Source organism: Myroides sp. LJL119 (assembly GCF_054871605.1).
Map to the genome: position 1 here is coordinate 318,960 of NZ_JBTXLO010000001.1, position 22,511 is coordinate 341,470.

Genomic DNA, 22,511 nt, shown 5'->3' on the forward strand with positions numbered 1-22,511 from the left:
AAATAGACTATAAAATAAGTAAAACAAAGGTATAAAAAAAAGACGATTCTTTTAGAATCGTCTCTTTACAATATGTTAATTGGCAGCCTCCAAAGGAATTCTATAAAAATATCCTTGGGTAAATTCTTTCTTTTTTGCTAATTTTTCAAAACGCTCTTTATGCTTTGGGTTACTAGGTATGGAGTTTTTCGTATCTAAATCAAGGTTGATATAAAATTCCCCACTAATTGTTCCAGGCATTTGCTTGTTTAAACCATACAATATTACCTTCCCATAAGAGTTACTCTCATCGGTCTGGTTAGTTTGATACTGCCCTACTATTTGACGATCAAACTTATCTCTTAGCGTGTAAATAGCATAGGCTGCATCTACCTGACTTGCTTTAATATCCTTGGAAATCGCATCATTTTCACTTGCGCTTCCCTCGTGTATTCTTTCACCTAAAATAATAACAGTATCTTCGGTTGGATGAATAACATAAGGAATACGAATGGTAAACCTTGTCGTATCGGTCTCTCCTTTAAGTTGCAAAACACTTTCATTTGCCAAAGTAGCATAAATAAACTCTGGTCGCCACTTTTGAAAAACAAAAGCCTGTTGTGAATCCTCATTATTGGTTAGAGCCTGCATACCCGGATCACTAGTCTCTACATCATTCTCGCATGCTAACAATAAAAAAAGGCACGCAAGAAGCCCTATTATTTTTTTCATATTTCCCTATTATTACATAAATAACCTTAAAAGCAAAAGTATAGTATTTAAACTAATGAAAAAAGAAGAATTTTAATAAAACTTTAACTTATAAACAAGATACAAAAACTATTTAAATTACCCTGACATTGTTCTGTTTTTATTTATCTGCAATACAACCACTTACTTCCTATTTATTTTTACGTTATATTTTTTAATTGTAAGAAAAAAACATGTAACTTTGCAAAAATTTTTAACCTGAGGTCGGGTACCTCTAAATAAATTAATATTATGTCTGTAAAAATTAGATTACAAAGACACGGTAAAAAAGGAAAACCTTTTTACTGGGTAGTAGCTGCTGATGCACGTGCAAAAAGAGATGGTAAATTCTTAGAAAAAATTGGAACTTACAATCCTAATACAAACCCTGCAACAATTGATATCAATGTTGATTCAGCTGTTAAATGGTTATTCAACGGTGCACAACCAACAGATACTGCTAAAACAGTTCTTTCAAGCCAAGGTGCTTTATTAAAACACCACTTACAAGGTGGAGTTAGAAAAGGAGCTCTTACGCAAGAACAAGCTGATGCTAAATTTGCAGCTTGGTTAGAAGAAAAAGCAAACAGAATTAACGCTGCTAAAGAAGGATTATCTTCTTCTAAAGCTGCTGAGAAAGCTAAGAGATTAGCTGCTGAGAAGGAAGTTAATGCAAAACGTGCTGCTGCTGCTGCTGAGGCAAAAGCTGCTGCTGAAACTGCTGCTGCTGCTGAAACTGCAACAGAAGAAGTTGCTGAAGAATCTAACGAAGAAACTCAAGCATAATTTTACAGCGATATGCATAAAAAAGATTGTTTCTATTTAGGCAAAATCGCAAAAAAATTCAGCTTTAAAGGGGAAGTATTGGCCTATTTGGATACCGATGAACCTGAGTTATATGAAAATCTGGAATCAGTGTTTGTCGATCAAGACGGACAACTGATTCCTTTTTTTATAGAAAGCGCTTTTTTGCATAAAAATGATTTCCTAAGGATAAAGTTTGAAGATTGTGAATCAGAAGAAGAAGCTGAAGACTTAATCGGTTGTCAACTATACCTTCCTCTTAGCACACTACCAAAATTAGAGGGTAACAAATTCTACTTCCATGAAATCATAGGTTTTGATGTAGAGGATGTTAACTATGGTCATATAGGTGTCCTAGATCATATTAATGATAGTGTGAGTCAAGCACTGTTTGTAATTGACAGAAATGGAACAGAAATTCTAGTGCCAATGATTGATCCATTTATTGAAAAAGTGGACAGAGACAATAAAAAACTTATTTTAAAAACACCAGCAGGTCTATTAGATATTTATTTAGATAATTAAATATGTTTGAATTCAAACAATTTCGTATTGATCAAGATAAGTGTGCTATGAAAGTAGGTACCGATGGGGTGTTACTTGGAGCTTGGACTCCAGTTAACAATTCTCCACAAAGCATCCTAGATATAGGTGCAGGTACCGGCTTGCTATCACTAATGATGGCACAAAGAACACATGCCCAACAAATCGATGCTGTAGAAATCGATCCTTTAGCCCATGAACAGGCGGTGGAAAATTTTGAAAACAGTCCTTGGGGTGACCGCCTTTTTTGCTATCACGCTAACTTAGAAGACTTTGCCAATCAGATTGATCATTCTTATGACTTAATCATATCTAATCCTCCTTTTTTTAGTGAAAATTATTATTCTCTACAAAAGACTAGAGATCAAGCTAGGTTTCAAGACTCTCTACCATTTGACTTATTAATTGAAGCTGTTGAGTACTTTCTCTCAGAAAATGGAATATTTAGCGTTATCGTTCCTTTTAAAGAAGAGCAGAAAATCATGTACCTTGCAGCCGAATTTCATATATTCCCCTTCAAAGTTACAAGAGTGAAAGGTCATAAAGATGCTCCTGTTAAACGATCCTTGATTGCTTTTTCAAGAAGTCGAATTGAAAAAATCCCTGTTAATGAGTTAGTAATAGAAATAGAAAGACACACATATACTGCTGATTACAAAGAACTTACAAAAGACTTTTATCTAGATAAATAAAATTTATTCAAAATTATTTGTTTTATATAAATATTATTTACCATATTTGCACTGTCCAATGGGACTAAAAACAATTTAAAGAAAATGAACTTAAGATTAACTAATATGATGATGGCTATGATGATGCGCAAAACTGCGCAAGGGCTGTTACATGCATAATCTTAATATACATATAATAACTAGAGCCCTTGCATATAAAGCAAGGGCTCTTTTTTTTAAAAACAAATTCAACTATAATAAAATACAAAAATGATTTTCTCTACTAACAAAATGATGGCAATGATGATGATGATGATGGACATGATGATGTCCCCACCTCCTCTATTGCCTGAAGCAAACAGTTAGTATTGTAAAAACACATTTACAAACCAAAGGTTCTCTCGGCAATTCGAGAGAACCTTTTTTTTTTGCCTTTTAATAATTTATCTTAAAAAAACCTTAGTTATGAGTACATTAAATTTTTCAACACAAGCCCTACATGCAGGACATGATACAAACCAAACCTCTTCAACTAGAGCTGTGCCAATTTATCAAACATCCTCTTATGTTTTTGACAATGCGGACCATGCCGCTGGAGCCTTTAATCTAAGCATTCCTGCTTATATCTACACTAGATTAAACAACCCTACAAACGATATCTTGGAAAAAAGACTTGCTGCTTTAGAAAATGGAATTGGAGCAGTTGTTACCTCATCTGGAGCAGCTGCCATTTCAACAACATTATTAACATTACTTAAAGCAGGTGATCACATCGTATCCTCCTCAAGTCTTTATGGGGGAACCTATAACCTTTTGAATGTTACCTTACCACGATTTGGAATAAATACAACATTTGTAGATCCTTTAGACATAGAAAGCTTTAAAGAAAATATTCTTGAAAATACAAAAGCTATATTTATTGAAAGTTTAGGAAACCCAAAATTAGATATTGTTGATATTCAAGCAATCTCCAAAATAGCAAAAGAATTTAAAATTCCTTTAATTGTTGACAATACTGTAGCCTCACCTTATTTATTACGTCCTATTGATCACGGAGCCAATATCGTGGTACACTCCTTAACAAAATATATTTCGGGAAATGGAACCTCTTTAGGCGGAGCAATCATTGATGCAGGAACATTTGATTGGAGTAGCGGGAAATTCCCAGAATTCACTGAACCGGCAGCTGGCTATCATGGCCTAATATATCATCAAGCTTTGGGAAATGCTGCTTTTATTGCAAAGGCTAGAATCGAAGGATTGCGTGATTTAGGAGCTGCTTTAAGCCCTTTTAATGCCTTTCAAATAATCCAAGGTTTAGAAACTCTGCCAATCCGAATTGAAAAACATAGCCAAAATGCTCTAGAGTTAGCACAATGGTTAGAGCAACAACCACAAGTAGCTTGGGTAAACTATCCAGGCTTAAAATCAAGTCCATATTATAAACTTGCTCAACAATACTTACCTAAAGGACAAAGTGGTGTAGTAACTTTTGGATTAAAAAAAGGCTTTGAAGCAGCAAAAACTGTAGCCAATAACACCAAATTATTCTCCCTTCTAGCAAATATAGGTGATACAAAGTCGCTAATTATTCACCCCGCGTCAACCACGCACCAGCAACTTACTGTAAATGAACAAAAGTCCACAGGAGTATCCGATGATTTAATAAGACTTTCTGTGGGGATTGAAGATATCCAGGACTTAAAAAATGACTTAGAACAAGTTTTTCAAACGCTATAAAAACAGAGCTTTTTTTACTAAACCAATCAGATAACTTAGATTATGAGCACACAAACCGAAATTTTAAAAAATATACCAATAGATCCTTATACAGGAGCCATTGCAGTTCCTATATATCAAGCTTCTACATTTAAACAACAGGCACCTGGGGTTAATCAAGGTTTTGATTATTCCAGATCAAATAATCCTACTAGACAAGTGTTAGAAAATCTAATAGCTTCTTTAGAAAATGGAGTAAGGGGACTTGCTTTTTCAAGTGGATTAGCAGCAATCGATGTTGTTTTAAAAACCTTAAGTGCCAATGATCACATAGTAGCTGTAAAGGACATATATGGTGGAGCTTATCGGTTATTTGAAAATGTGTACAAAAAATTTGATATACAGATTACCTATGTGGACACAAGTATACCAGAGAACGTAAAAAATGCAATCCAAAAAAACACTAAGCTTGTTTGGCTAGAATCCCCAAGTAATCCAAATTTAAAAATTGCTGATATATCTGCTATTGCACAATATACAAAGGCCAATGAAATTCTATTATGCGTGGATAACACCTTTGCTAGTCCTATAAGTCAAAAACCATTGGATTTAGGCGCAGATGTAGTTATTCACAGTGCTACAAAGTACATCAATGGTCATTGCGATGTTATGGCAGGATTAGTGGTAACTAAAACTGAACAAGTAGGTGATTTACTCAAGTTTCATCAAAATGCAACAGGGGCAATTCTAAGCCCTTTTGATAGCTTTTTGACCATCAGAGGCATAGAGACCTTGGCATATCGTTATAAGATACATAGTCAAAACGCACAGATAGTTGCCCAGTATCTAGAGAATCATCCCAAGGTAAATAATATTTACTATCCAGGTTTAGCGAGCCATCCACAATATGAATTGGCTAAAAAACAACAAAAATATCCTGGAGGTGTTATAAGTTTTGATCTAAAACAAAACACGAAAGAAGATGCTTTAAAGCTTATTAAATCTTTAGAGTTATTTCATCTTGGAGATAGCCTAGGTGGTATTAAAAGTTTATCAAATCTACCTAGTCAGATGTCTCACCAATCGGTTCCAGAACACGTAAAAATTCAAGCTGGAATAACAGATAGTTTAATTAGACTATCGGTAGGCCTGGAAGAGCCCGAACAATTAATTAACGATTTACAACAAGCACTAGAAAAAATTTAATCCATCACTCCCCAATGAATACCTTGCAAAGAGTAACGATAAAAGATCCTATTTTAAATCTACATGCCAATAACCAAACTCATTTAACTTATCAAGTTTTTGGTAAACCTCTTCATAGCGCTCCCGTGGTCCTGATAAATCATGCCTTAACAGGTAATAGTCAAGTAAGTGGACCTAGTGGTTGGTGGAAGACATTAGTGGATTATAATAAAGTGATTGATTTAAATAAATACACCGTTATCTGTTTTGACATCCCGGGTAATGGATACAATGCAAAGCAAGAAGATCTTATAGAAAATTACAAACAAGTTAATACTCAAATCATTGCAAACTATTTTTGGCAAGCTCTACAAGTTTTGAAAATTAATAAGCTTTTTGCTATAGTGGGCGGCAGCCTAGGGGGCGGCATCGCTTGGGAAATGTTCTTTCAAAAACCAGATACCATTAAGCATTTAATTCCAATAGCAAGCTCTTATAAAGCATCCGATTGGTTAATTGCAAATTCTTATGTACAAGATCAGATATTAAATAACTCTAAAACACCTATTAATGATGCACGCCAACATGCTATGCTTTTATACAGAACTCCATTATCATTTAAAGAGAAGTTTGATAATCAAAAATTAGAAAATCAAAATAAATATCTAGTAGAGGATTGGTTAAACTATCATGGAAAAGCTTTAGAACAACGCTTTGAATTAAAGGCTTATAAATTAATGAATCATCTTTTAAAAACAATTGGACAGAATTATCCTAACCAAACAATTAGTCAAATAATTGCAAATTCGTCCACAAATATATTAAGTATTGCCGTGGATTCAGATTATATGTTTACAGCCCAAGAACAAGAAAAAGCATTTCTAGACATTAAAGATCTCAAAGCTAATTATACGTTTAAACAAATTGAATCTATACACGGTCATGATGCATTTTTAATTGAATATGACCAACTAAATAACCTATTAATAAATATTTTTAAATAAATCAGTACCATGAAAGTATTAAAATTCGGAGGGAAATCACTTGCATCAGGACAAAGTTTCGATAAAGTAATTCAAATCATTAAAAATAAAGCTAAACATGACAAAATAGCTGTGGTGGTTTCAGCCATAGGAAACACTACCGATACTTTAGAACATATACTTGATTTAGCTAAAAATCAACAAGATTACCTTACAGCCTTCTTGGAGTTTAAAAATCGAAATTACCACATTGGAGCAGATATTGGTAAAGAGATAGAAGTTTTAGAAAAACTATATGAGGGTGTGTCTTTAATTGAAGATTACAACCTAAAGATTAAAGATCAAATTCTTGCTCAAGGTGAAATAATTTCTAGTAAAATATTAACACAGAAACTTATTGAACAAGGTATAAAAGCAATAGCAGTAGATAGTCGAGAAATATTTATAACAGATAATAATTTTGGAAGTGCTCAAGCAAACCAAGAAATATCAAAATCCAAGACTCAAAAATTCTTCCACGAATTAGATCCACAGTGTATTGCTGTTGTTACTGGTTTTATTGGTTCTACAAATAAAGGTGAAACCGTGACTTTGGGCAGAAATGGCAGTAATTACTCTGCTGCTTTATTGGCTAATTTTATCCAGGCAGATGAATTACAAAATTATACCCATGTGGATGGCATATATACTGCTAATCCAGAATGGGTAAAGAATGCGCAAAAAATTGAAGAACTTCATTTTGACGAGGCTAACGAACTAGCCAATTTTGGTGCTTCTATTTTACATGCTAAAACGATTGTCCCTTTATTGGAAAACAATATTCCTCTTCGAATTTTAAATACATTAAATCCCGATAACACAGGTACGCTAATTTCAGCAAAACCAAGTGCACAAGGTATTAAATCACTTTCTGTTCAGTCCGACAATGCACTTATTCAGTTTGAAGGTCGTGGACTTTTGGGCATTGTTGGTATTGATGCAAGAGTTTTTACAACACTAGCCAGACAAAATATCAGTGTAGGAGTAATATCTCAAGGTTCCTCAGAAAGAGGTCTAGGCTTTATTGTTGAGTCCAAAGATGCCGATAAGGCTGTTAAGGCTTTAAAACAAGAATTTAAAAACGATTTTTATACAAAAGATGTAGACCGTATCAAAATCATAAGCGATATAGCAGTAATCTCTATTGTTGGTCAGGATTTAAATACATTTGATAAACCTTATGCTGCTTTAGTTAAAAATAAAATCACCCCTATTTTATTCAACAATACTGTAACGGGAAAAAACATCTCGCTTGTTGTTAAAAAAGAAGAAGCAAAAAAAGCTTTAAACGTAATTCATGGACAAATTTTCGGAATCGCAAAAAAAGTAAACTTAGCCATCTTCGGACACGGACTTGTTGGGGGTACTTTAATAGATCAAATTTTACAATCAACAGAATCTATCGCACAAAAGAAAAATATCCAGTTAAATATTTTTGCCATTGGAAACTCTAAAAAAGTCATATTAAAAGATACAGGAATCACAAACTCGTGGAGACAAGAGATTGTGGAAAATAGTAAAGAATATAAAATTCAGGATATTATAGATTATGCAAATGCTAATCATTTAGAGAATTTAATTGCTATTGATAATACAGCCTCTAGTAAATTCATTGAAAATTATATCCCCCTTGTAAACCAAGGTTTTGATCTTATATCATCCAATAAAATAGGAAATACTATATCTTACGATTTCTATAAACAGTTAAGAGATACTTTAAAAAGAAATCACAAAGAATATCTCTATGAGACAAACGTTGGTGCAGGACTTCCTTTAATAGACACCATTAAATTATTGCATTTATCAGGAGAAAACATCACAAAAATAAAAGGCGTTTTCTCTGGAAGCTTAAGCTATATTTTCAATGAATACTCCATTAAAGACCTTTGCTTCTCTCAAGTATTAAAACAAGCGATTGACAAAGGCTTTACGGAACCTGATCCAAGGGAAGATCTTTGCGGAAATGATGTAGGACGAAAACTATTAATTCTAGCACGTGAACTAGATCTGGAAAATGAATTTGATGAAATTATTATACAAAATTTAATCCCAGAAAATCTACAAAATATTGAAACTACTGAATTCTTAAACAACCTAAACAAATTAGATTCCTATTTTCAAGATATCAAAAACAACTTAAAACCAAACACCGTTTTACGTTACGTGGGAGAGCTATCTGGAGATTTACAAACTGAAAAAGGAGTTTTACAGACAAAACTAATTCAAGTCCCTACCAACTCGGCCTTAGGTCAATTAAAAGGATCGGATAGTATTTTTGAAATTTATACCCAAAGCTATGGGGAAAACCCAATTATCATCCAAGGAGCTGGTGCAGGAGCTTCCGTTACTGCTCGAGGTGTATTTGGAGATATTCTAAGATTAGCTGACAAATAATTACAAACAACCAAAAAACTATAAAATGAATGCTGATTTAAATCAAGATGATTTCTGCTTTGAAACTAAAGCAATACGCACACAAACACCAAAATCTCAAAACAACGAACACTCTGCTCCTATATACTTAACTTCTAGTTTTGTATTTGACACTGCCGAGGATATGCGAGCAGTTTTTGCTGAGGAAGTACAAAAACATTCCTACTCACGATATACTAATCCTAATCAAGACGAACTAGTTAACAAGATAGCACAAATGGAAAAAGCGGAAGCAGGCTTTGCTTTCTCTACCGGGATGGCTGGAGTTTACTGTAGTTTGTTCCCCTTATTGGTCCCTGGTGATCATATTGTGTCTTGTTCTAATATATTTGGTTCTACTACATCTTTGTTTACTAACCTATTTCCGCAATGGGGAGTAAACACTAATTACTTTGACGTAAATGATAGTCAAACACGAATTGAAAGTCTTATTAAACCTAATACTAAAATTTTATTTGCCGAGAGCCCTACCAATCCAGGAGTAGATATTTTGGATTTAGAGCTATTAGGAGAAATAGCAAAAAAACACAACTTGATTTTTATTATCGACAATACGTTTGCTACACCCTATTTACAAAATCCGATAGACTTTGGTGCGAATTTAGTAATCCATTCTACCACTAAGCTAATCGATGGCCAAGGACGCGTTTGCGGAGGAGTTGTTGTTGGAGATAAACCTCTTATTGATAAAATATATTTATTTGCAAGAACTATCGGTACAGCTCTTTCTCCTTTTAATGCATGGATATTATCTAAAAGTTTAGAAACCTTAGCTGTTAGAGTGGATAGGCATTGTCAAAATGCAGTTCAAATCGCTAACTTCTTGGAGCAACACCCATCCATAGACTTTGTTAAATATCCTTTTTTACCAAGCCACCCACAATATCAGATTGCTAAAAAACAAATGAAACAAGGAGGTAATATTATTGCATTCGGGATTAAAGGAGGCTTACAAGCAGGTAGAGATTTTCTAGATAAACTACAGATTTGTAGTAGAAGTGCCAATTTAGGAGATACTAGAACCATAGTAACTCATCCAGCCTCCACTACACATTCTAAAATTCCTGTAAAGGACCGTTTAAAAGCTGGAATTACCGATAATTTAATACGCATTTCCATAGGTCTTGAAAATCCAGCAGATATTATTGCTGATTTGCAACAAGCCTTAGATACTACAAAATAATAAAGTAATTTTCATATAGACACCTATAATAAAATATTTAAAATAACGCCATGTCAACATTAACTAATAAAACGGATATCAAAAGTTTATTGGAACACAAAACCCTTGTTCTTGATGGTGCTATGGGTACGATGTTACAGGCCTACAAATTTTCAGAAGAAGATTTCAAAGGCCAAAGGTTCGCAGACTTCCCTTATCCATTAAAAGGAAATAACGACTTGCTATCACTTACCCAACCACAAGCCGTTTTAAAAGTCCATGAAGAATATCTTTTAGCTGGTGCCGATATAATATGTACTAATACTTTTTGTAGCACTACCATTGCAATGGCCGATTATCATTTACAAGATTATGTATATGAGCTAAACTTCCAATCAGCCCAATTGGCAAGAAAAGCGGTGCAAAACATACAACAAATCACCCCGGATAAGCCAAGATTTGTTGCCGGAGCAATTGGTCCTACAAATAAGACAGCTAGCTTATCTCCTGATGTTAACAACCCAGGGTTTAGAGCTATTACATTTGAAGAACTACGTGTTGCATATAAACAACAAGCTGAAGCTTTATTGGATGGAGGATGTGATATATTATTAGTTGAGACTATTTTTGATACCTTAAATGCTAAGGCTGCTCTTTTTGCAATTGATCAAATACAACACGAAAGAAAAATAGAGATTCCCATTATGATCTCGGGTACCATAACGGATGCTTCAGGTAGAACTCTATCGGGGCAAACCGTTGAGGCGTTTTTAATATCTATTTCACACATACCGGTTTTAAGCATCGGGTTTAACTGCGCCTTGGGAGCAGAACAACTAGAACCTTATATTAAACAACTCTCTAAGTATACTAGTGTGAACATCTCTGCACATCCCAATGCTGGTCTACCTAATGCCTTTGGAGAATATGACCAAAGTGCTACTGAAATGAGAGAGTTAATAGATAGTTTTTTAGAGCAAAACTTAGTCCAAATAATAGGAGGATGTTGCGGTACTACCCCAGAACATATCAAAGAATTATCTCAGGCAGTAAAGAAACATGAAAAATCTAAAGAACTGTACCCTAAACCAAAAATTGAACCTGTACTAGCCCTTTGTGGTTTAGAGCCTTTGTATGTAAACCAATTTACAAATTTTGTGAATATTGGAGAGCGAACAAACGTTACAGGGAGTCGCAAATTTTTACGCTTGATTAAAGAACAGAAATTTGACGAGGCCTTAAAAGTAGCTTTAGATCAAGTTGAAAATGGTGCGCAAATCATCGATATTAATATGGATGAAGGTCTTTTAGATGGCGTACAATGTATGGTGAAATTCTTAAACTTAGTAGCTTCAGAACCAGACATATGTAAAGTTCCAATAATGATTGATAGTTCTAAATGGGAAATAATTGAGGCAGGCCTACAAGTAATTCAAGGTAAGGGTGTGGTGAATTCTATAAGCTTAAAAGAAGGTGAGCAACTCTTTATTGAACACGCTAAGTTAATTAAACGCTATGGAGCGGCAACTGTAGTTATGGCTTTTGATGAAAAAGGACAAGCCGATTCTTTGGAGCGCCGAATTGAAATTTGTAAACGTTCTTACGATATTCTTGTAGATAAAGTAGGGTTTGCTCCCCAGGATATAATTTTTGACCCTAATATATTTCCAGTTGCCACAGGAATGCAAGAGCATAATAATAATGCCCTAGATTTCTTTTTAGCCACCAAATGGATTAGAGAAAATTTACCTTACGCCAATGTTAGCGGAGGGGTAAGTAATGTTTCTTTTTCATTTAGAGGTAATAATAAAGTAAGAGAGGCTATGCACTCTGCCTTTTTATACCATGCAATAGCCCATGGAATGAATATGGGAATTGTAAACCCTGAGTTACTAGAGGTCTATGATCAAGTGGATCGTGAATTATTAACCTACGTGGAGGACGTGCTTTTAAATAAAAGGCCTGATGCCACAGAAAGACTACTAGAGTATGCACAAAACATTAAAGAAGACTCTGAAGATACAAATAATCAACAAATAACCGAGCAATGGAGAAGTGGATCCATTCAAGACAAATTGACCCATGCTTTAGTTAAAGGAGTAGAATCACACATCTATGAAGATGTAGAACAGGCTCGATTAAGCGTTGATAAACCAATTCAAGTAATTGAGGGATATTTGATGAATGGGATGAATGTAGTGGGAGATTTATTTGGTTCTGGTAAAATGTTCTTGCCCCAGGTAGTAAAATCAGCTCGAGTAATGAAAAAAGCGGTTGCATATCTATTGCCTTTTATCGAAGAAAGCAAAAAACAAAATAATGAACAAGCCACTGAAAATGCGGGTAAAATTTTAATGGCTACCGTGCGTGGAGATGTACATGATATTGGAAAAAATATTGTAGCAGTAGTTTTGGCGTGTAATAATTTTGAAATCATTGACTTAGGGGTGATGGTCCCTCCAGAAAAAATTATAGAAACTGCTTTAAAAGAAAAGGTTGATATAATTGGATTAAGTGGTTTAATTACACCTTCTTTAGATGAAATGGTACACCTGGCCAAGGAATTAAATAAGATAAATTGCAAGATACCAGTAATGATTGGAGGAGCAACAACCTCTCGCGTACATACGGCCGTTAAAATAGCTCCAGAATATGCTAATACGGTGGTTCACGTACATGACGCATCTAGGTCTGTTACTATTGCTAATAAATTGTTACAGGAAGAAATCCAACACCAATATAAACAAGAAATCAAGCAAGAATACGACAAATTACGAAGTGAGTATTTAGGCAGAGCCCGCGAAAAAAGTTACATAACCTTGGAACAAGCCCGAGCTAATAAATTTAAAATTGACTGGGATAACCAAGATATTGTTAAACCTAATTTTATAGGAACCAAAACTGTTAGCTGTGAGTTGTATGAGTTGTTACCTTATATTGATTGGGCTCCATTTTTTAGATCTTGGCAATTATATGGAAAATTCCCAGAAATCTTGCAAGATCCAGTTGTTGGACAAACTGCGACACAAGTTTATGACGATGCTTTAATTATGTTAGATAAAATTATAGCTCAAAAATGGTTTACAGCAAAAGGCATATTAGGAATTTTCCCAGCCAATACAGTTAATTCTGATGATATAGAGATATATGACTCTTCAGGAAAAGTTATAAACACGCTTTTAACCCTACGTCAACAATCTCTAAAAAATGTGAAAGCACCTAATATTGCATTGGCAGATTTTATAGCGCCAAAACATACAAATATTCAAGATTATATTGGCCTATTTGCCGTAACAACTGGTTTTGGAGTCCAGGAAAAAGCCAAAATATATGAAGATCAGTTAGATGATTACAATGCCATTATGGTTAAAGCATTAGCTGATCGTTTAGTTGAAGCATTTGCAGAATACTTACATTGGCAAGTTCGTACCCAAATTTGGGGTTATCAAAAAGAGGAAAGTCTAAGTAATGAAGAATTAATAAAAGAAAAATATATAGGTATACGTCCTGCCCCAGGATATCCTGCTTGTCCGGATCACCTAGAGAAAGGCACCATTTGGGATGTCTTAAATGTGGAACAAGAAATTGGTCTTCGTTTAACAGAAAGTTACGCTATGTATCCAACGGCAGCAGTATCAGGATACTATTTTGCAAATGCTAATAGTAGATATTTCGGTTTAGGTAAAATAGATCACGATCAATTAAAAGATTACGCTAAAAGAAGAAACATTACCATAGATCAAGCGCAACGCTGGTTGTCTCCAAATTTAGCTCTTAATAGTACAAAAATAACAACAGACTAATAAGATGAAAGTTACAGAACATATAGAAAAAGCAAAAGGGAAAACACAATTTTCATTTGAGATATTACCCCCATTAAAAGGGCAAAACATTCAAAGCATTTTTGATACGATAGAGCCCTTAATGGAATTTCAACCACCATTTATAGATGTTACCTACCATCGTGAAGAGTATGAATATAAAGAGGCTGCTAATGGCTTATGGGAAAAAAGGGTTGTTAGAAAAAGACCCGGAACAGTTGGCATTTGTTCTGCAATTCAAAGCAAATTCAAAGTAGATGCTATTCCACATATTCTATGTGGAGGCTTTACAAAAGAAGAAACAGAAAATTTCCTAATAGATTTAGATTTTTTAGGTATTGATAACGTTGTAGCCTTAAGAGGGGATGCAGTAAAAAATGAAACCTATTTTAAAGCAGAAAAAAATGGCAATAAATACGCAAGTGATTTAGTAACTCAAATACAAGACCTGAATAACGGAATTTACCTGGATTCTGATTTAGAAAACACTAGTAAAACTAACTTTTGTATTGGAGTGGCTGGCTATCCTGAAAAACATATGGAAGCCCCTAACTTTGAAACCGACCTAACTTATTTAAAACAAAAAATTGACAATGGAGCGCAGTACATTATCACCCAAATGTTCTTTGATAACACCAAATTCTTTGACTTTGTAAACAGATGTCGTGAAATTGGTATTACAGTACCAATTCTACCAGGACTTAAACCATTAGCTACTAAAACTCAATTAAATTTACTCCCGCAAAGATTTAAGGTAGATTTACCTGATGAGTTAGTTGCTGAGGTATTAAAGGCAAAAAACAATGATCAAGTTAAACAAATTGGAATTCAGTGGTGCGTGCAACAAAGTAAAGAATTAATCCAAAAAGGAGTGCCAATTCTTCATTACTACTCTATGGGACGCGCCGAAAATATTACCAGCATAATAAATCAAGCAACCAGCTAAAATAACATTATAATTACAAATTAAATCGTGTCATCTTTTTTACAAAATTTGACACGATTTTTTTATAACTAGCATATTACAAGAGCTTTATTTACCAATTTGCGGATATTAAAATAATGTCTACTTTTGTTAAAACCATTGTAAAAATTATTTATTATGAGTGCTGATCAATTTCAAAGTCCTGATTACTACAATTTAGATGACTTACTCTCCACCGAACATAAATTAATTCGCGACTCCGCTCGTATGTGGGTTAAAAAAGAGCTTTCCCCTATTATTGATAAATATGCCCAACAGGCAGAATTTCCAAAACAATTAATTCCAGGATTAGCCGAAATTGGAGGTTTTGGCTCTTTTATACCAACACAATATCAAGGTGGTGGTTTAGATCAAATATCATATGGTTTAATTATGCAAGAAATAGAAAGAGGTGATTCAGGTATAAGATCTACTTGCTCGGTTCAAACCTCTTTAGTAATGTATCCAATTCTAGCATTTGGTACTCCACAACAAAAGCAAAAATACCTACCAGGTTTGGCAAAAGGTGAGTTAATAGGGGCTTTTGGCTTAACCGAGCCTGACCATGGATCAAATCCATCAGCCTTGCATACCAATTTTGTAGATAAAGGAGACCACTATTTATTAAATGGTTCAAAAATGTGGATATCTAATGCACCGTTTGCTGATATTGCCATTGTTTGGGCTAAAGATCAAACAGGACGAATCCATGGATTAATCGTTGAAAAAGGTTTTCAAGGTTTTACCACACCAGAAACTCATGATAAATGGTCTTTAAGAGCCTCGGCTACGGGAGAACTTATTTTTGACAATGTAAAAGTCCCTAAGGAAAATCTATTGCCTGGAAAAAATGGTTTAGGTGCACCACTACAGTGTTTAGATTCTGCCAGATATGGGATTGCTTGGGGAGCTATCGGAGCTGCTATGGATTGTTATGATACAGCTTTAAGATATGCTAAACAGCGAATCCAGTTTGATAAACCCATTGCTGCTACCCAACTGCAACAAAGAAAGCTCGCAATAATGATTACCGAGATAACAAAAGCACAAGTTCTCACATGGCGCTTAGGTGTATTAAAAAATGAGAACAGAGCCACTTCTGCACAAATATCGATGGCAAAAAGAAATAATGTAGAAATGGCCTTAAATATTGCAAGAGAGTCCAGACAAATTTTAGGAGCTATGGGAATTACAGGCAATTATAGTATTATGCGCCACATGATGAACTTAGAGTCAGTTATTACCTATGAAGGAACACACGATATTCATTTATTAATTACTGGAATGGATATAACGGGACATTCTGCCTTTAAATAATAAAAGTACAGGAAGCATTTTTACCTAATTGCTTTTAGTATTTTTGCACTATAAATTATCTTAATCATCATGCAAAATATCCAACAAGTTAACCTTGCCATTGAAAAAGAAAGACAGGCTTTATTGAATCATCCTTTATACCAAAGGATAAAAACCCCTACACACTTAAGTATTTTTATGCAAACACATGTATATGCTGTGTGGGATTTTATGTCTTTACTAAAAGCATTACAAATAAAACTAACATGTACACAAGTTCCTTGGTTTGCAAGTGATTTTCCAAATACAAGATACTTAATAAACGAAATTGTTTTAGCTGAAGAATCTGATTTAAGTTTAGATCAAAGAAGACTAAGTCACTTTGAAATGTACTTAGAGGCAATGCAAGATGCACAAGCAGATACAAGTGAAATTACGGAGTTTATAGAAAACCTAAAAAAAGGAACACCCATAAGCCAAAATATTCAACAAGCTAAGATTGGGCCAGCAGTAAAAGAGTTTCTAAACTTTACTTTTGACACTATTAATCAAGGTAAATTACATAATATAGCCGCAGCCTTTACCTTTGGTAGAGAGGATCTAATTCCGGATATGTTTACAAGTATTTTAAAGGAGTTACAAAATAACTTTCCTAACCAAAACTTAGATCAGTTTATTTATTACTTTGATAGACATATCGAATTAGATGGAGACGAACATGGTCCTATGGCAATGACAATGGTTAAGGAGCTCGCAGGAAATGACCCTCAAAAATGGCAAGAGATTATTCAGTGCTCAAAACTTGCACTACAAAAACGAATTGCACTTTGGGATAGCATTTTGGAGCAAATCAATATTAACGATAATATAATATAGTTTGGCTTTAAAATATATTAGTTTTGTTGCTTATCTAATTTATTAAAAACAGATCTATGACAAATTTGAAAGGAAAAAATGCACTAATTACCGGAGGTGGTAGAGGATTAGGTAAAGCAATGGCTATGGCTTTTGCCAAAGAAGGAATTAACGTGGCAATAACTGGAAGAAATATTGCAAATCTAGAGCAAACAGTAAATGAATTACAAAGCTTTGGTGTAAAAGCAATCTATGCAAGTTTCGATATTAAAGATAAACAACAAGTAAATAGCAATGTAGCGCAAATCGTACAAGAACTAGGCAGCATAGATATCTTAATTAATAATGCCGGAATTGCTGAATTTGGTAAATTCACTGAAATGTCCTCTGAACGTTGGCAGGAAATCCTAATGACTAATGTAATGGGAGTATACCATGTAACCAAAGCAGTTTTACCTTATTTAATTGAGCAAAATCAAGGGGATATTTTCAATGTAGCCTCTACAGCTGGACTTAATGGAAATGCATCTACCTCAGCATACTCAGCATCGAAATTTGCCTTAATTGGTTTATCGGAGTCGTTGATGAAAGAGGTTCGTAAAAACAATATACGTGTATGTACCCTAACTCCTAGCACAATAGCCTCGGATATGTCTATTGAATTAGGCCTAACAGATGGGAATCCAGACCATATTGTACAACCTGAGGATTTTGCTGAGCTTATTGTTGCTGCTTTAAAACTACCTAGAAGAGCTTTGTTAAAATCTGCTTCTTTATGGACAACAAATCCAGTCTAACAATTCAAGTTTCAAATTATATCAATAAAGGTGTACAGATAATTTCTGTGCACCTTTATTATTTCATAAAGCTTCTATATAAATAAGTTTGCTTATAAAAGTCCTATAGGGGTTCTAGGCAAGACCTCTTTTTTGGTAATATTTCATTATTTTTTTGTAAAAAAGAATAATTTATGATAATTTTTTACTAAATTTGAGTAAAGTAACTAAAAAAAATGCACTATGAAAAAACTAATTTTATCCCTTGCAGTTTGTGGTTTATTAACTTTTACCATTTCCTGTAAAGACAACCCTGCGAAAGAAGAAAAGATTGAACAAAAGGATGAGGCCAAATTAAAAGCTGATCAAAAAGTTCAAGAACAAGCAAAAGTAAACTTAGAAGATGCAAAAAAAGCTGTAGAGGCAGCTAAATCTGGAACTAAGGAAGCACAGGAGGCAGCACAAAAGGCTTTAGATAAAGCTCAAAAAGCGTGGGATGAAGCCTTTAAAGAGGTAAAAGACCAAACGGCTCGAGTTTCTGAGGATGTAAAAAAAGAAGCACAAGACAAAGCCGAACAAGCCAAAAAAAAGACTGACGAAACAACAGAGGAGTTAAAACAAAAAGCTAAAGACGTACAACAAGACGTTGAAAAGAAAGCGCAAGAAACTAAGAAAAAAGTTGATAAAGTAGCAGATGAATTAAAAACGGAAGCCAAAGAAGCTAACAATAATTTAAATAACTAAAAAATATCAAGGAGTCTAATATAGACTCCTTGTTTTATTTTAAGACAAGAATAACTTGGTAAACTTGCCTTATTTTCGTAAATTATAACCTCTTATAAAGTACTAAGTTTACTTATCGTTTTTGTATATCTACCTATAAGATAAAACAATGCAGTAAATAAGCTTTGCAGACTTATTCAAACTATTTTTACATTATTCAAAAACTTTATGACTATGAAAAACAATATTGGATTATCACAAGAATCACGAAAAAAAACAGTAGATGTCTTATCTAAATTAGCAGCAGATGAGTTTGTACTATTTACCAAAACACGCTCTGCACACTATAATGTGGTTGGACCAGACTTTAGCTCAATGCATGAGTTTTTTGAATCACAATACACAGAAATTGAGGAGAACATAGATGCTATTTCAGAGCGAATTCGTCAACTAGGTTTTTATGCTCCTTCCTCTTTAAAACAATATTTGGAGTTGACACAGTTACAAGAGATAATTGATTTTAGTGATTCAAAAAGCCAAACTTGGATTACAGCATTGGCAAAAGATCACGAAACAATTATTAAATATCTACGAGATAACATTGAACAGATTGATGAATCAAAAGATTTAGGTACTGCTGATTTTCTAATTGCATTACTTGAACAACATGAGAAACAAGCCTGGATGCTAAATGCACACCTAGTCTAAAAACAATTAAATATTTTAAAAAATGGTTTGTCTTGTAAAAGGCAAACCTTTTTTGTTACTTTACCTACGATTCAATATTAACGACATGAAAAAACTACTCTTTTTTATCTCTATCTGTTTATTGACTATTAGTTGTGATTCAAGTAAAAGTCAATTGGATATTGCTCAAGACTTTCAAAAGAATCTTAATAAGGAATTCTCTAATTCTAAAACATCTCCTTTACCTAAGGATGCATTAAAGACATTTTCTTCATTAGAGTTTTTTCCAATAAGTGAAAAATACATATTCTCTGGAAAACTAAAACTTACACCCGATGAAAAGCCGTTTGAAATGTTAACAACAACAAACAGGAGACCTTTTTACAAAAAATATGGAGAAATCACATTTGTAAATAACAATGTTACTTACACATTAGATGTATTCCAAGATTTAACGCTAATACAGGAGCCAGAATATAAAGATAACTTGTTTCTACCTTTTACAGATTTGACCTCTGGGGTAACTAGCTATGGTGGTGGAAGGTACTTAAATCTAACCATTCCTGAAACAGATCAAATTATTATCAATTTCAATACAGCCTATAATCCCTACTGTGTATATAATCCGAAATATTCATGTCCTGTTCCACCACAACAAAATTTCTTGAACTTTGAGGTAAACGCAGGAGTAAAAGATTATAGCTACCAGTAGACTCAAATAAAAACCATTTTCAATATCATGTAAATACCCCATAAGCTCTTGATTTTATGGGGTATATTTTTAATATATTCTAAATACAACAACAATTCCTCTACTTATTAAATAGCATGATTATCAAAAAAATAACAGTCAAAAAAAATGAGCTCGGAGAAATCCGAGCTCATTGCTATTAATAACATTAGGTAATTAAATATTTTTAATAGATAGATACCTATTGTTTTGAGATTACAGCCTTAAATTACTTTTTTAATTCAGTAATACCCATATTATACAATGTAAAGGCTTGTAGGTCAACATTTTCTTGAATTGTTTGCGCAACAGACTTCCCAGCTCCATGCCCTGCATTTGTCTCGATTCGAATTAATACTGGGTTTTTCCCTGTATTATGAGCCTGAAGTGCAGCAGCAAATTTAAAACTATGAGCTGGCACAACACGATCATCATGATCTCCAGTGGTAACTAAAGTTGCTGGATATGCTTCTTGTTTTACATTATGTAATGGTGAATAACCCAATAAATATTCAAACATCTCTTTGCTATCTTCTGCGGTTCCATAGTCATATGCCCAACCAGCTCCAGCAGTAAAAGTATGATATCTAAGCATGTCTAAAACACCTACCGCAGGTAATGCTACTTGCATTAAATCTGGTCTTTGTGTCATGGTTGCCCCAACTAATAATCCTCCGTTTGAGCCACCTTTAATTGCTAAATATTTAGATGAGGTATAATTCTCTTTAATTAAATACTCAGCAGCTGCTATAAAGTCGTCGAAAACATTTTGTTTCTGTAATTGCGTTCCTGCAATATGCCATTCTTTACCATATTCTCCTCCTCCACGTAAATTAGGAACAGCATATACTCCACCGTTCTCTAACCAAATTGCATTTGCAATATTAAATGATGGAGTTAAACTAATATTAAAACCTCCATAAGCATATAATAAAGTAGGATTACTTCCATTTAATTCAATACCTTTTTTATGGGTGATAATCATTGGAACCTTTGTACCATCCTTCGAGGTATAGAATACTTGTTTCGATTCGTATAAAGAAGGATCAAACTTCACTTTAGGTTGTTCATAAATATTAGAATCCCCTGTCTTTACATCAAATTCATAAATTGTCCCAGGCGTAATATAATTTGTAAATGAGTAGTAAAGAGTTTCTTGATCTTTTTTACCTGAAAAGCCACCTGCGGTACCTAATCCTGGTAATTTAATTTCTCTAACTAATTTTCCATTATAATCATACTGCTTAACCAAAGAAACTGCATCTACTAAATACGAAGCAAAAATACTACCCCCTCCTTTTGATACATTAAGTACGTTATTTGTTTGTGCGATTAAATCCTTCCAGTTAGCCTGTGCTGGATTATTTGCATCTACAGTAACTACTCTTGAGTTAGGTGCTTTATAATCTGTTACAATAAATAGTTTACCATCTTTACTGTCTAAAACACCATTTTGACTATCGAAGTTATCCACTAAAGTAACAATAGGACTATTTGCTTTTTGTAAATCTTTAATATACAATTCATTTCCGTAAGTAGAATTAGCAGCAGTAATAACAAGGTACTTGTTATCACCAGTTACTGATCCACCCACATAACGTCTTTTTTTATCATTACCAAAAATTAATTGATCTTGATTTTGAGCAGTATCTAATTTGTGGTAATAAAGCTTATGTTGATCTGTTTTAGCAGATAACTCACTTCCTTCTGGTTTGTCATAACTAGAATAGTAAAAACCATCATTTTTTAACCAAGAAACACCACTGAATTTAATATCAACAAGAGTATCCCCTATTCTTTGCTTTGTATTGGTATCAATCACAATAACTTTTCTCCAGTCACTTCCTCCCTCTGAAATAGCATAGGCCAATTTACTTCCATCTTCTGAAAAATCTAAACCTCCCAATGAAGTAGTACCGTCTTTTGAAAACTTATTAGGATCTAAGAAAACCTCCTCTTTACCATCTCCATCCTTTCTATATAAAATAGATTGATTTTGAAGTCCATCATTTTTAAAGAAATAAGTATAGTCTCCTTCTTTAAAAGGCGCACCTATTTTCTCATAATTCCACGCTTCTTCCATTTGCTGTTTAAGTTGATCGCGGAATGGAATTTGCGATAAATAATCAAAAGTAACTTCATTCTCAGCCTTAACCCATGCTTCGGTTTCCGTAGAACGATCGTCCTCTAGCCAACGATATGGATCTTTTATTTCTGTTCCGAAATAATTATCAGCCACATCTACTTTTTTTGTATCAGGGTAAGTCAACTTAACTCCTTGCTGATCTTCACTTTTTTGATTACACGACATTACAATTGTTGCTACCAAAAGTGACATTAATGTTTTTTTCATGTGTATTAGGGTAATTAATAGTTTAAAAACAAATATAA

At 33.9% G+C, this 22,511-nt stretch carries 18 protein-coding genes; 16 read left to right on the forward strand and 2 right to left on the reverse strand.

The window, feature by feature from the left end:
- Window positions 1–75: 75 nt before the first annotated feature.
- The gene (locus ACYSNV_RS01440) at window positions 76–711 is read right to left on the reverse strand and encodes a hypothetical protein (protein WP_461760777.1); all 636 of its coding nucleotides are present in this window, start codon (window positions 709–711) and stop codon (window positions 76–78) included.
- Between the two features lie 270 nt (window positions 712–981).
- On the opposite strand from ACYSNV_RS01440, the gene ACYSNV_RS01445 reads away from it, so the two are divergent.
- From ACYSNV_RS01445 to ACYSNV_RS01520, 16 genes are all read left to right on the forward strand, one after another.
- On the forward strand, window positions 982–1,515 hold the full coding sequence (locus ACYSNV_RS01445) for a 30S ribosomal protein S16 (protein WP_461760778.1): 534 nt from the start codon (window positions 982–984) through the stop codon (window positions 1,513–1,515).
- Window positions 1,516–1,527: 12 nt separating this feature from the next.
- Entirely contained in the window at window positions 1,528–2,058 is a 531-nt protein-coding gene (gene rimM, locus ACYSNV_RS01450) for a ribosome maturation factor RimM (RefSeq protein ID WP_461760779.1), read from the forward strand.
- A gap of 2 nt (window positions 2,059–2,060) precedes the next feature.
- Window positions 2,061–2,768, forward strand: a complete 708-nt coding sequence (locus tag ACYSNV_RS01455) for a tRNA1(Val) (adenine(37)-N6)-methyltransferase (RefSeq protein ID WP_461760780.1) — start codon at window positions 2,061–2,063, stop codon at window positions 2,766–2,768.
- 444 nt (window positions 2,769–3,212) lie between these two features.
- A complete protein-coding gene (locus ACYSNV_RS01460) occupies window positions 3,213–4,487 on the forward strand; it encodes an O-acetylhomoserine aminocarboxypropyltransferase/cysteine synthase family protein (RefSeq protein ID WP_461760781.1) in 1,275 nt (424 codons plus the stop codon).
- A gap of 42 nt (window positions 4,488–4,529) precedes the next feature.
- Entirely contained in the window at window positions 4,530–5,672 is a 1,143-nt protein-coding gene (locus ACYSNV_RS01465) for a trans-sulfuration enzyme family protein (protein ID WP_461760782.1), read from the forward strand.
- 14 nt (window positions 5,673–5,686) lie between these two features.
- Entirely contained in the window at window positions 5,687–6,655 is a 969-nt protein-coding gene (locus tag ACYSNV_RS01470; protein WP_461760783.1) for an alpha/beta fold hydrolase, read from the forward strand.
- 9 nt (window positions 6,656–6,664) lie between these two features.
- Window positions 6,665–9,067 carry a bifunctional aspartate kinase/homoserine dehydrogenase I gene (gene thrA, locus ACYSNV_RS01475; RefSeq protein WP_461760784.1) on the forward strand — a complete coding sequence of 801 codons (2,403 nt, stop codon included), beginning with the start codon at window positions 6,665–6,667 and terminating at the stop codon, window positions 9,065–9,067.
- Window positions 9,068–9,092: 25 nt separating this feature from the next.
- Window positions 9,093–10,289 (forward strand): trans-sulfuration enzyme family protein, encoded by a 1,197-nt coding sequence (locus ACYSNV_RS01480; RefSeq protein ID WP_461760785.1) that lies wholly within the window; start codon window positions 9,093–9,095, stop codon window positions 10,287–10,289.
- A 50-nt stretch (window positions 10,290–10,339) separates the two neighbouring features.
- The gene (metH, locus tag ACYSNV_RS01485) at window positions 10,340–14,071 is read left to right on the forward strand and encodes a methionine synthase (protein WP_461760786.1); all 3,732 of its coding nucleotides are present in this window, start codon (window positions 10,340–10,342) and stop codon (window positions 14,069–14,071) included.
- Between the two features lie 4 nt (window positions 14,072–14,075).
- Complete coding sequence (metF, locus tag ACYSNV_RS01490) at window positions 14,076–15,035, forward strand: methylenetetrahydrofolate reductase [NAD(P)H] (RefSeq protein WP_461760787.1); 960 nt, start codon at window positions 14,076–14,078, stop codon at window positions 15,033–15,035.
- Between the two features lie 156 nt (window positions 15,036–15,191).
- Window positions 15,192–16,370 (forward strand): acyl-CoA dehydrogenase family protein, encoded by a 1,179-nt coding sequence (locus tag ACYSNV_RS01495; RefSeq protein ID WP_461760788.1) that lies wholly within the window; start codon window positions 15,192–15,194, stop codon window positions 16,368–16,370.
- 69 nt (window positions 16,371–16,439) lie between these two features.
- Window positions 16,440–17,225: a DUF3050 domain-containing protein gene (locus ACYSNV_RS01500; RefSeq protein ID WP_461760789.1), complete on the forward strand. Its 786-nt coding sequence runs from the start codon at window positions 16,440–16,442 to the stop codon at window positions 17,223–17,225.
- Between the two features lie 56 nt (window positions 17,226–17,281).
- Window positions 17,282–18,001, forward strand: coding sequence for a 3-ketoacyl-ACP reductase (locus tag ACYSNV_RS01505; protein WP_461760790.1), 720 nt, complete (start codon window positions 17,282–17,284; stop codon window positions 17,999–18,001).
- Between the two features lie 222 nt (window positions 18,002–18,223).
- Window positions 18,224–18,724, forward strand: a complete 501-nt coding sequence (locus tag ACYSNV_RS01510) for a hypothetical protein (protein WP_461760791.1) — start codon at window positions 18,224–18,226, stop codon at window positions 18,722–18,724.
- A 213-nt stretch (window positions 18,725–18,937) separates the two neighbouring features.
- Window positions 18,938–19,411, forward strand: coding sequence for a Dps family protein (locus tag ACYSNV_RS01515; protein ID WP_461760792.1), 474 nt, complete (start codon window positions 18,938–18,940; stop codon window positions 19,409–19,411).
- 85 nt (window positions 19,412–19,496) lie between these two features.
- Window positions 19,497–20,102: a DUF1684 domain-containing protein gene (locus tag ACYSNV_RS01520; RefSeq protein ID WP_461760793.1), complete on the forward strand. Its 606-nt coding sequence runs from the start codon at window positions 19,497–19,499 to the stop codon at window positions 20,100–20,102.
- 247 nt (window positions 20,103–20,349) lie between these two features.
- On the opposite strand, the gene ACYSNV_RS01525 is transcribed toward ACYSNV_RS01520, so the two are convergent.
- On the reverse strand, window positions 20,350–22,473 hold the full coding sequence (locus ACYSNV_RS01525; RefSeq protein WP_461760794.1) for a prolyl oligopeptidase family serine peptidase: 2,124 nt from the start codon (window positions 22,471–22,473) through the stop codon (window positions 20,350–20,352).
- Between the last annotated feature and the right edge of the window lie 38 nt (window positions 22,474–22,511).

Coding starts and splice junctions, on each gene's coding strand:
- ACYSNV_RS01440 (WP_461760777.1), bottom strand. CDS start 711: ATGAAAAAAATAATAGGGCTTCTTGCGTGCCTTTTTTTATTGTTAGCA.
- ACYSNV_RS01445 (WP_461760778.1), top strand. CDS start 982: ATGTCTGTAAAAATTAGATTACAAAGACACGGTAAAAAAGGAAAACCT.
- rimM (WP_461760779.1), top strand. CDS start 1,528: ATGCATAAAAAAGATTGTTTCTATTTAGGCAAAATCGCAAAAAAATTC.
- ACYSNV_RS01455 (WP_461760780.1), top strand. CDS start 2,061: ATGTTTGAATTCAAACAATTTCGTATTGATCAAGATAAGTGTGCTATG.
- ACYSNV_RS01460 (WP_461760781.1), top strand. CDS start 3,213: ATGAGTACATTAAATTTTTCAACACAAGCCCTACATGCAGGACATGAT.
- ACYSNV_RS01465 (WP_461760782.1), top strand. CDS start 4,530: ATGAGCACACAAACCGAAATTTTAAAAAATATACCAATAGATCCTTAT.
- ACYSNV_RS01470 (WP_461760783.1), top strand. CDS start 5,687: ATGAATACCTTGCAAAGAGTAACGATAAAAGATCCTATTTTAAATCTA.
- thrA (WP_461760784.1), top strand. CDS start 6,665: ATGAAAGTATTAAAATTCGGAGGGAAATCACTTGCATCAGGACAAAGT.
- ACYSNV_RS01480 (WP_461760785.1), top strand. CDS start 9,093: ATGAATGCTGATTTAAATCAAGATGATTTCTGCTTTGAAACTAAAGCA.
- metH (WP_461760786.1), top strand. CDS start 10,340: ATGTCAACATTAACTAATAAAACGGATATCAAAAGTTTATTGGAACAC.
- metF (WP_461760787.1), top strand. CDS start 14,076: ATGAAAGTTACAGAACATATAGAAAAAGCAAAAGGGAAAACACAATTT.
- ACYSNV_RS01495 (WP_461760788.1), top strand. CDS start 15,192: ATGAGTGCTGATCAATTTCAAAGTCCTGATTACTACAATTTAGATGAC.
- ACYSNV_RS01500 (WP_461760789.1), top strand. CDS start 16,440: ATGCAAAATATCCAACAAGTTAACCTTGCCATTGAAAAAGAAAGACAG.
- ACYSNV_RS01505 (WP_461760790.1), top strand. CDS start 17,282: ATGACAAATTTGAAAGGAAAAAATGCACTAATTACCGGAGGTGGTAGA.
- ACYSNV_RS01510 (WP_461760791.1), top strand. CDS start 18,224: ATGAAAAAACTAATTTTATCCCTTGCAGTTTGTGGTTTATTAACTTTT.
- ACYSNV_RS01515 (WP_461760792.1), top strand. CDS start 18,938: ATGAAAAACAATATTGGATTATCACAAGAATCACGAAAAAAAACAGTA.
- ACYSNV_RS01520 (WP_461760793.1), top strand. CDS start 19,497: ATGAAAAAACTACTCTTTTTTATCTCTATCTGTTTATTGACTATTAGT.
- ACYSNV_RS01525 (WP_461760794.1), bottom strand. CDS start 22,473: ATGAAAAAAACATTAATGTCACTTTTGGTAGCAACAATTGTAATGTCG.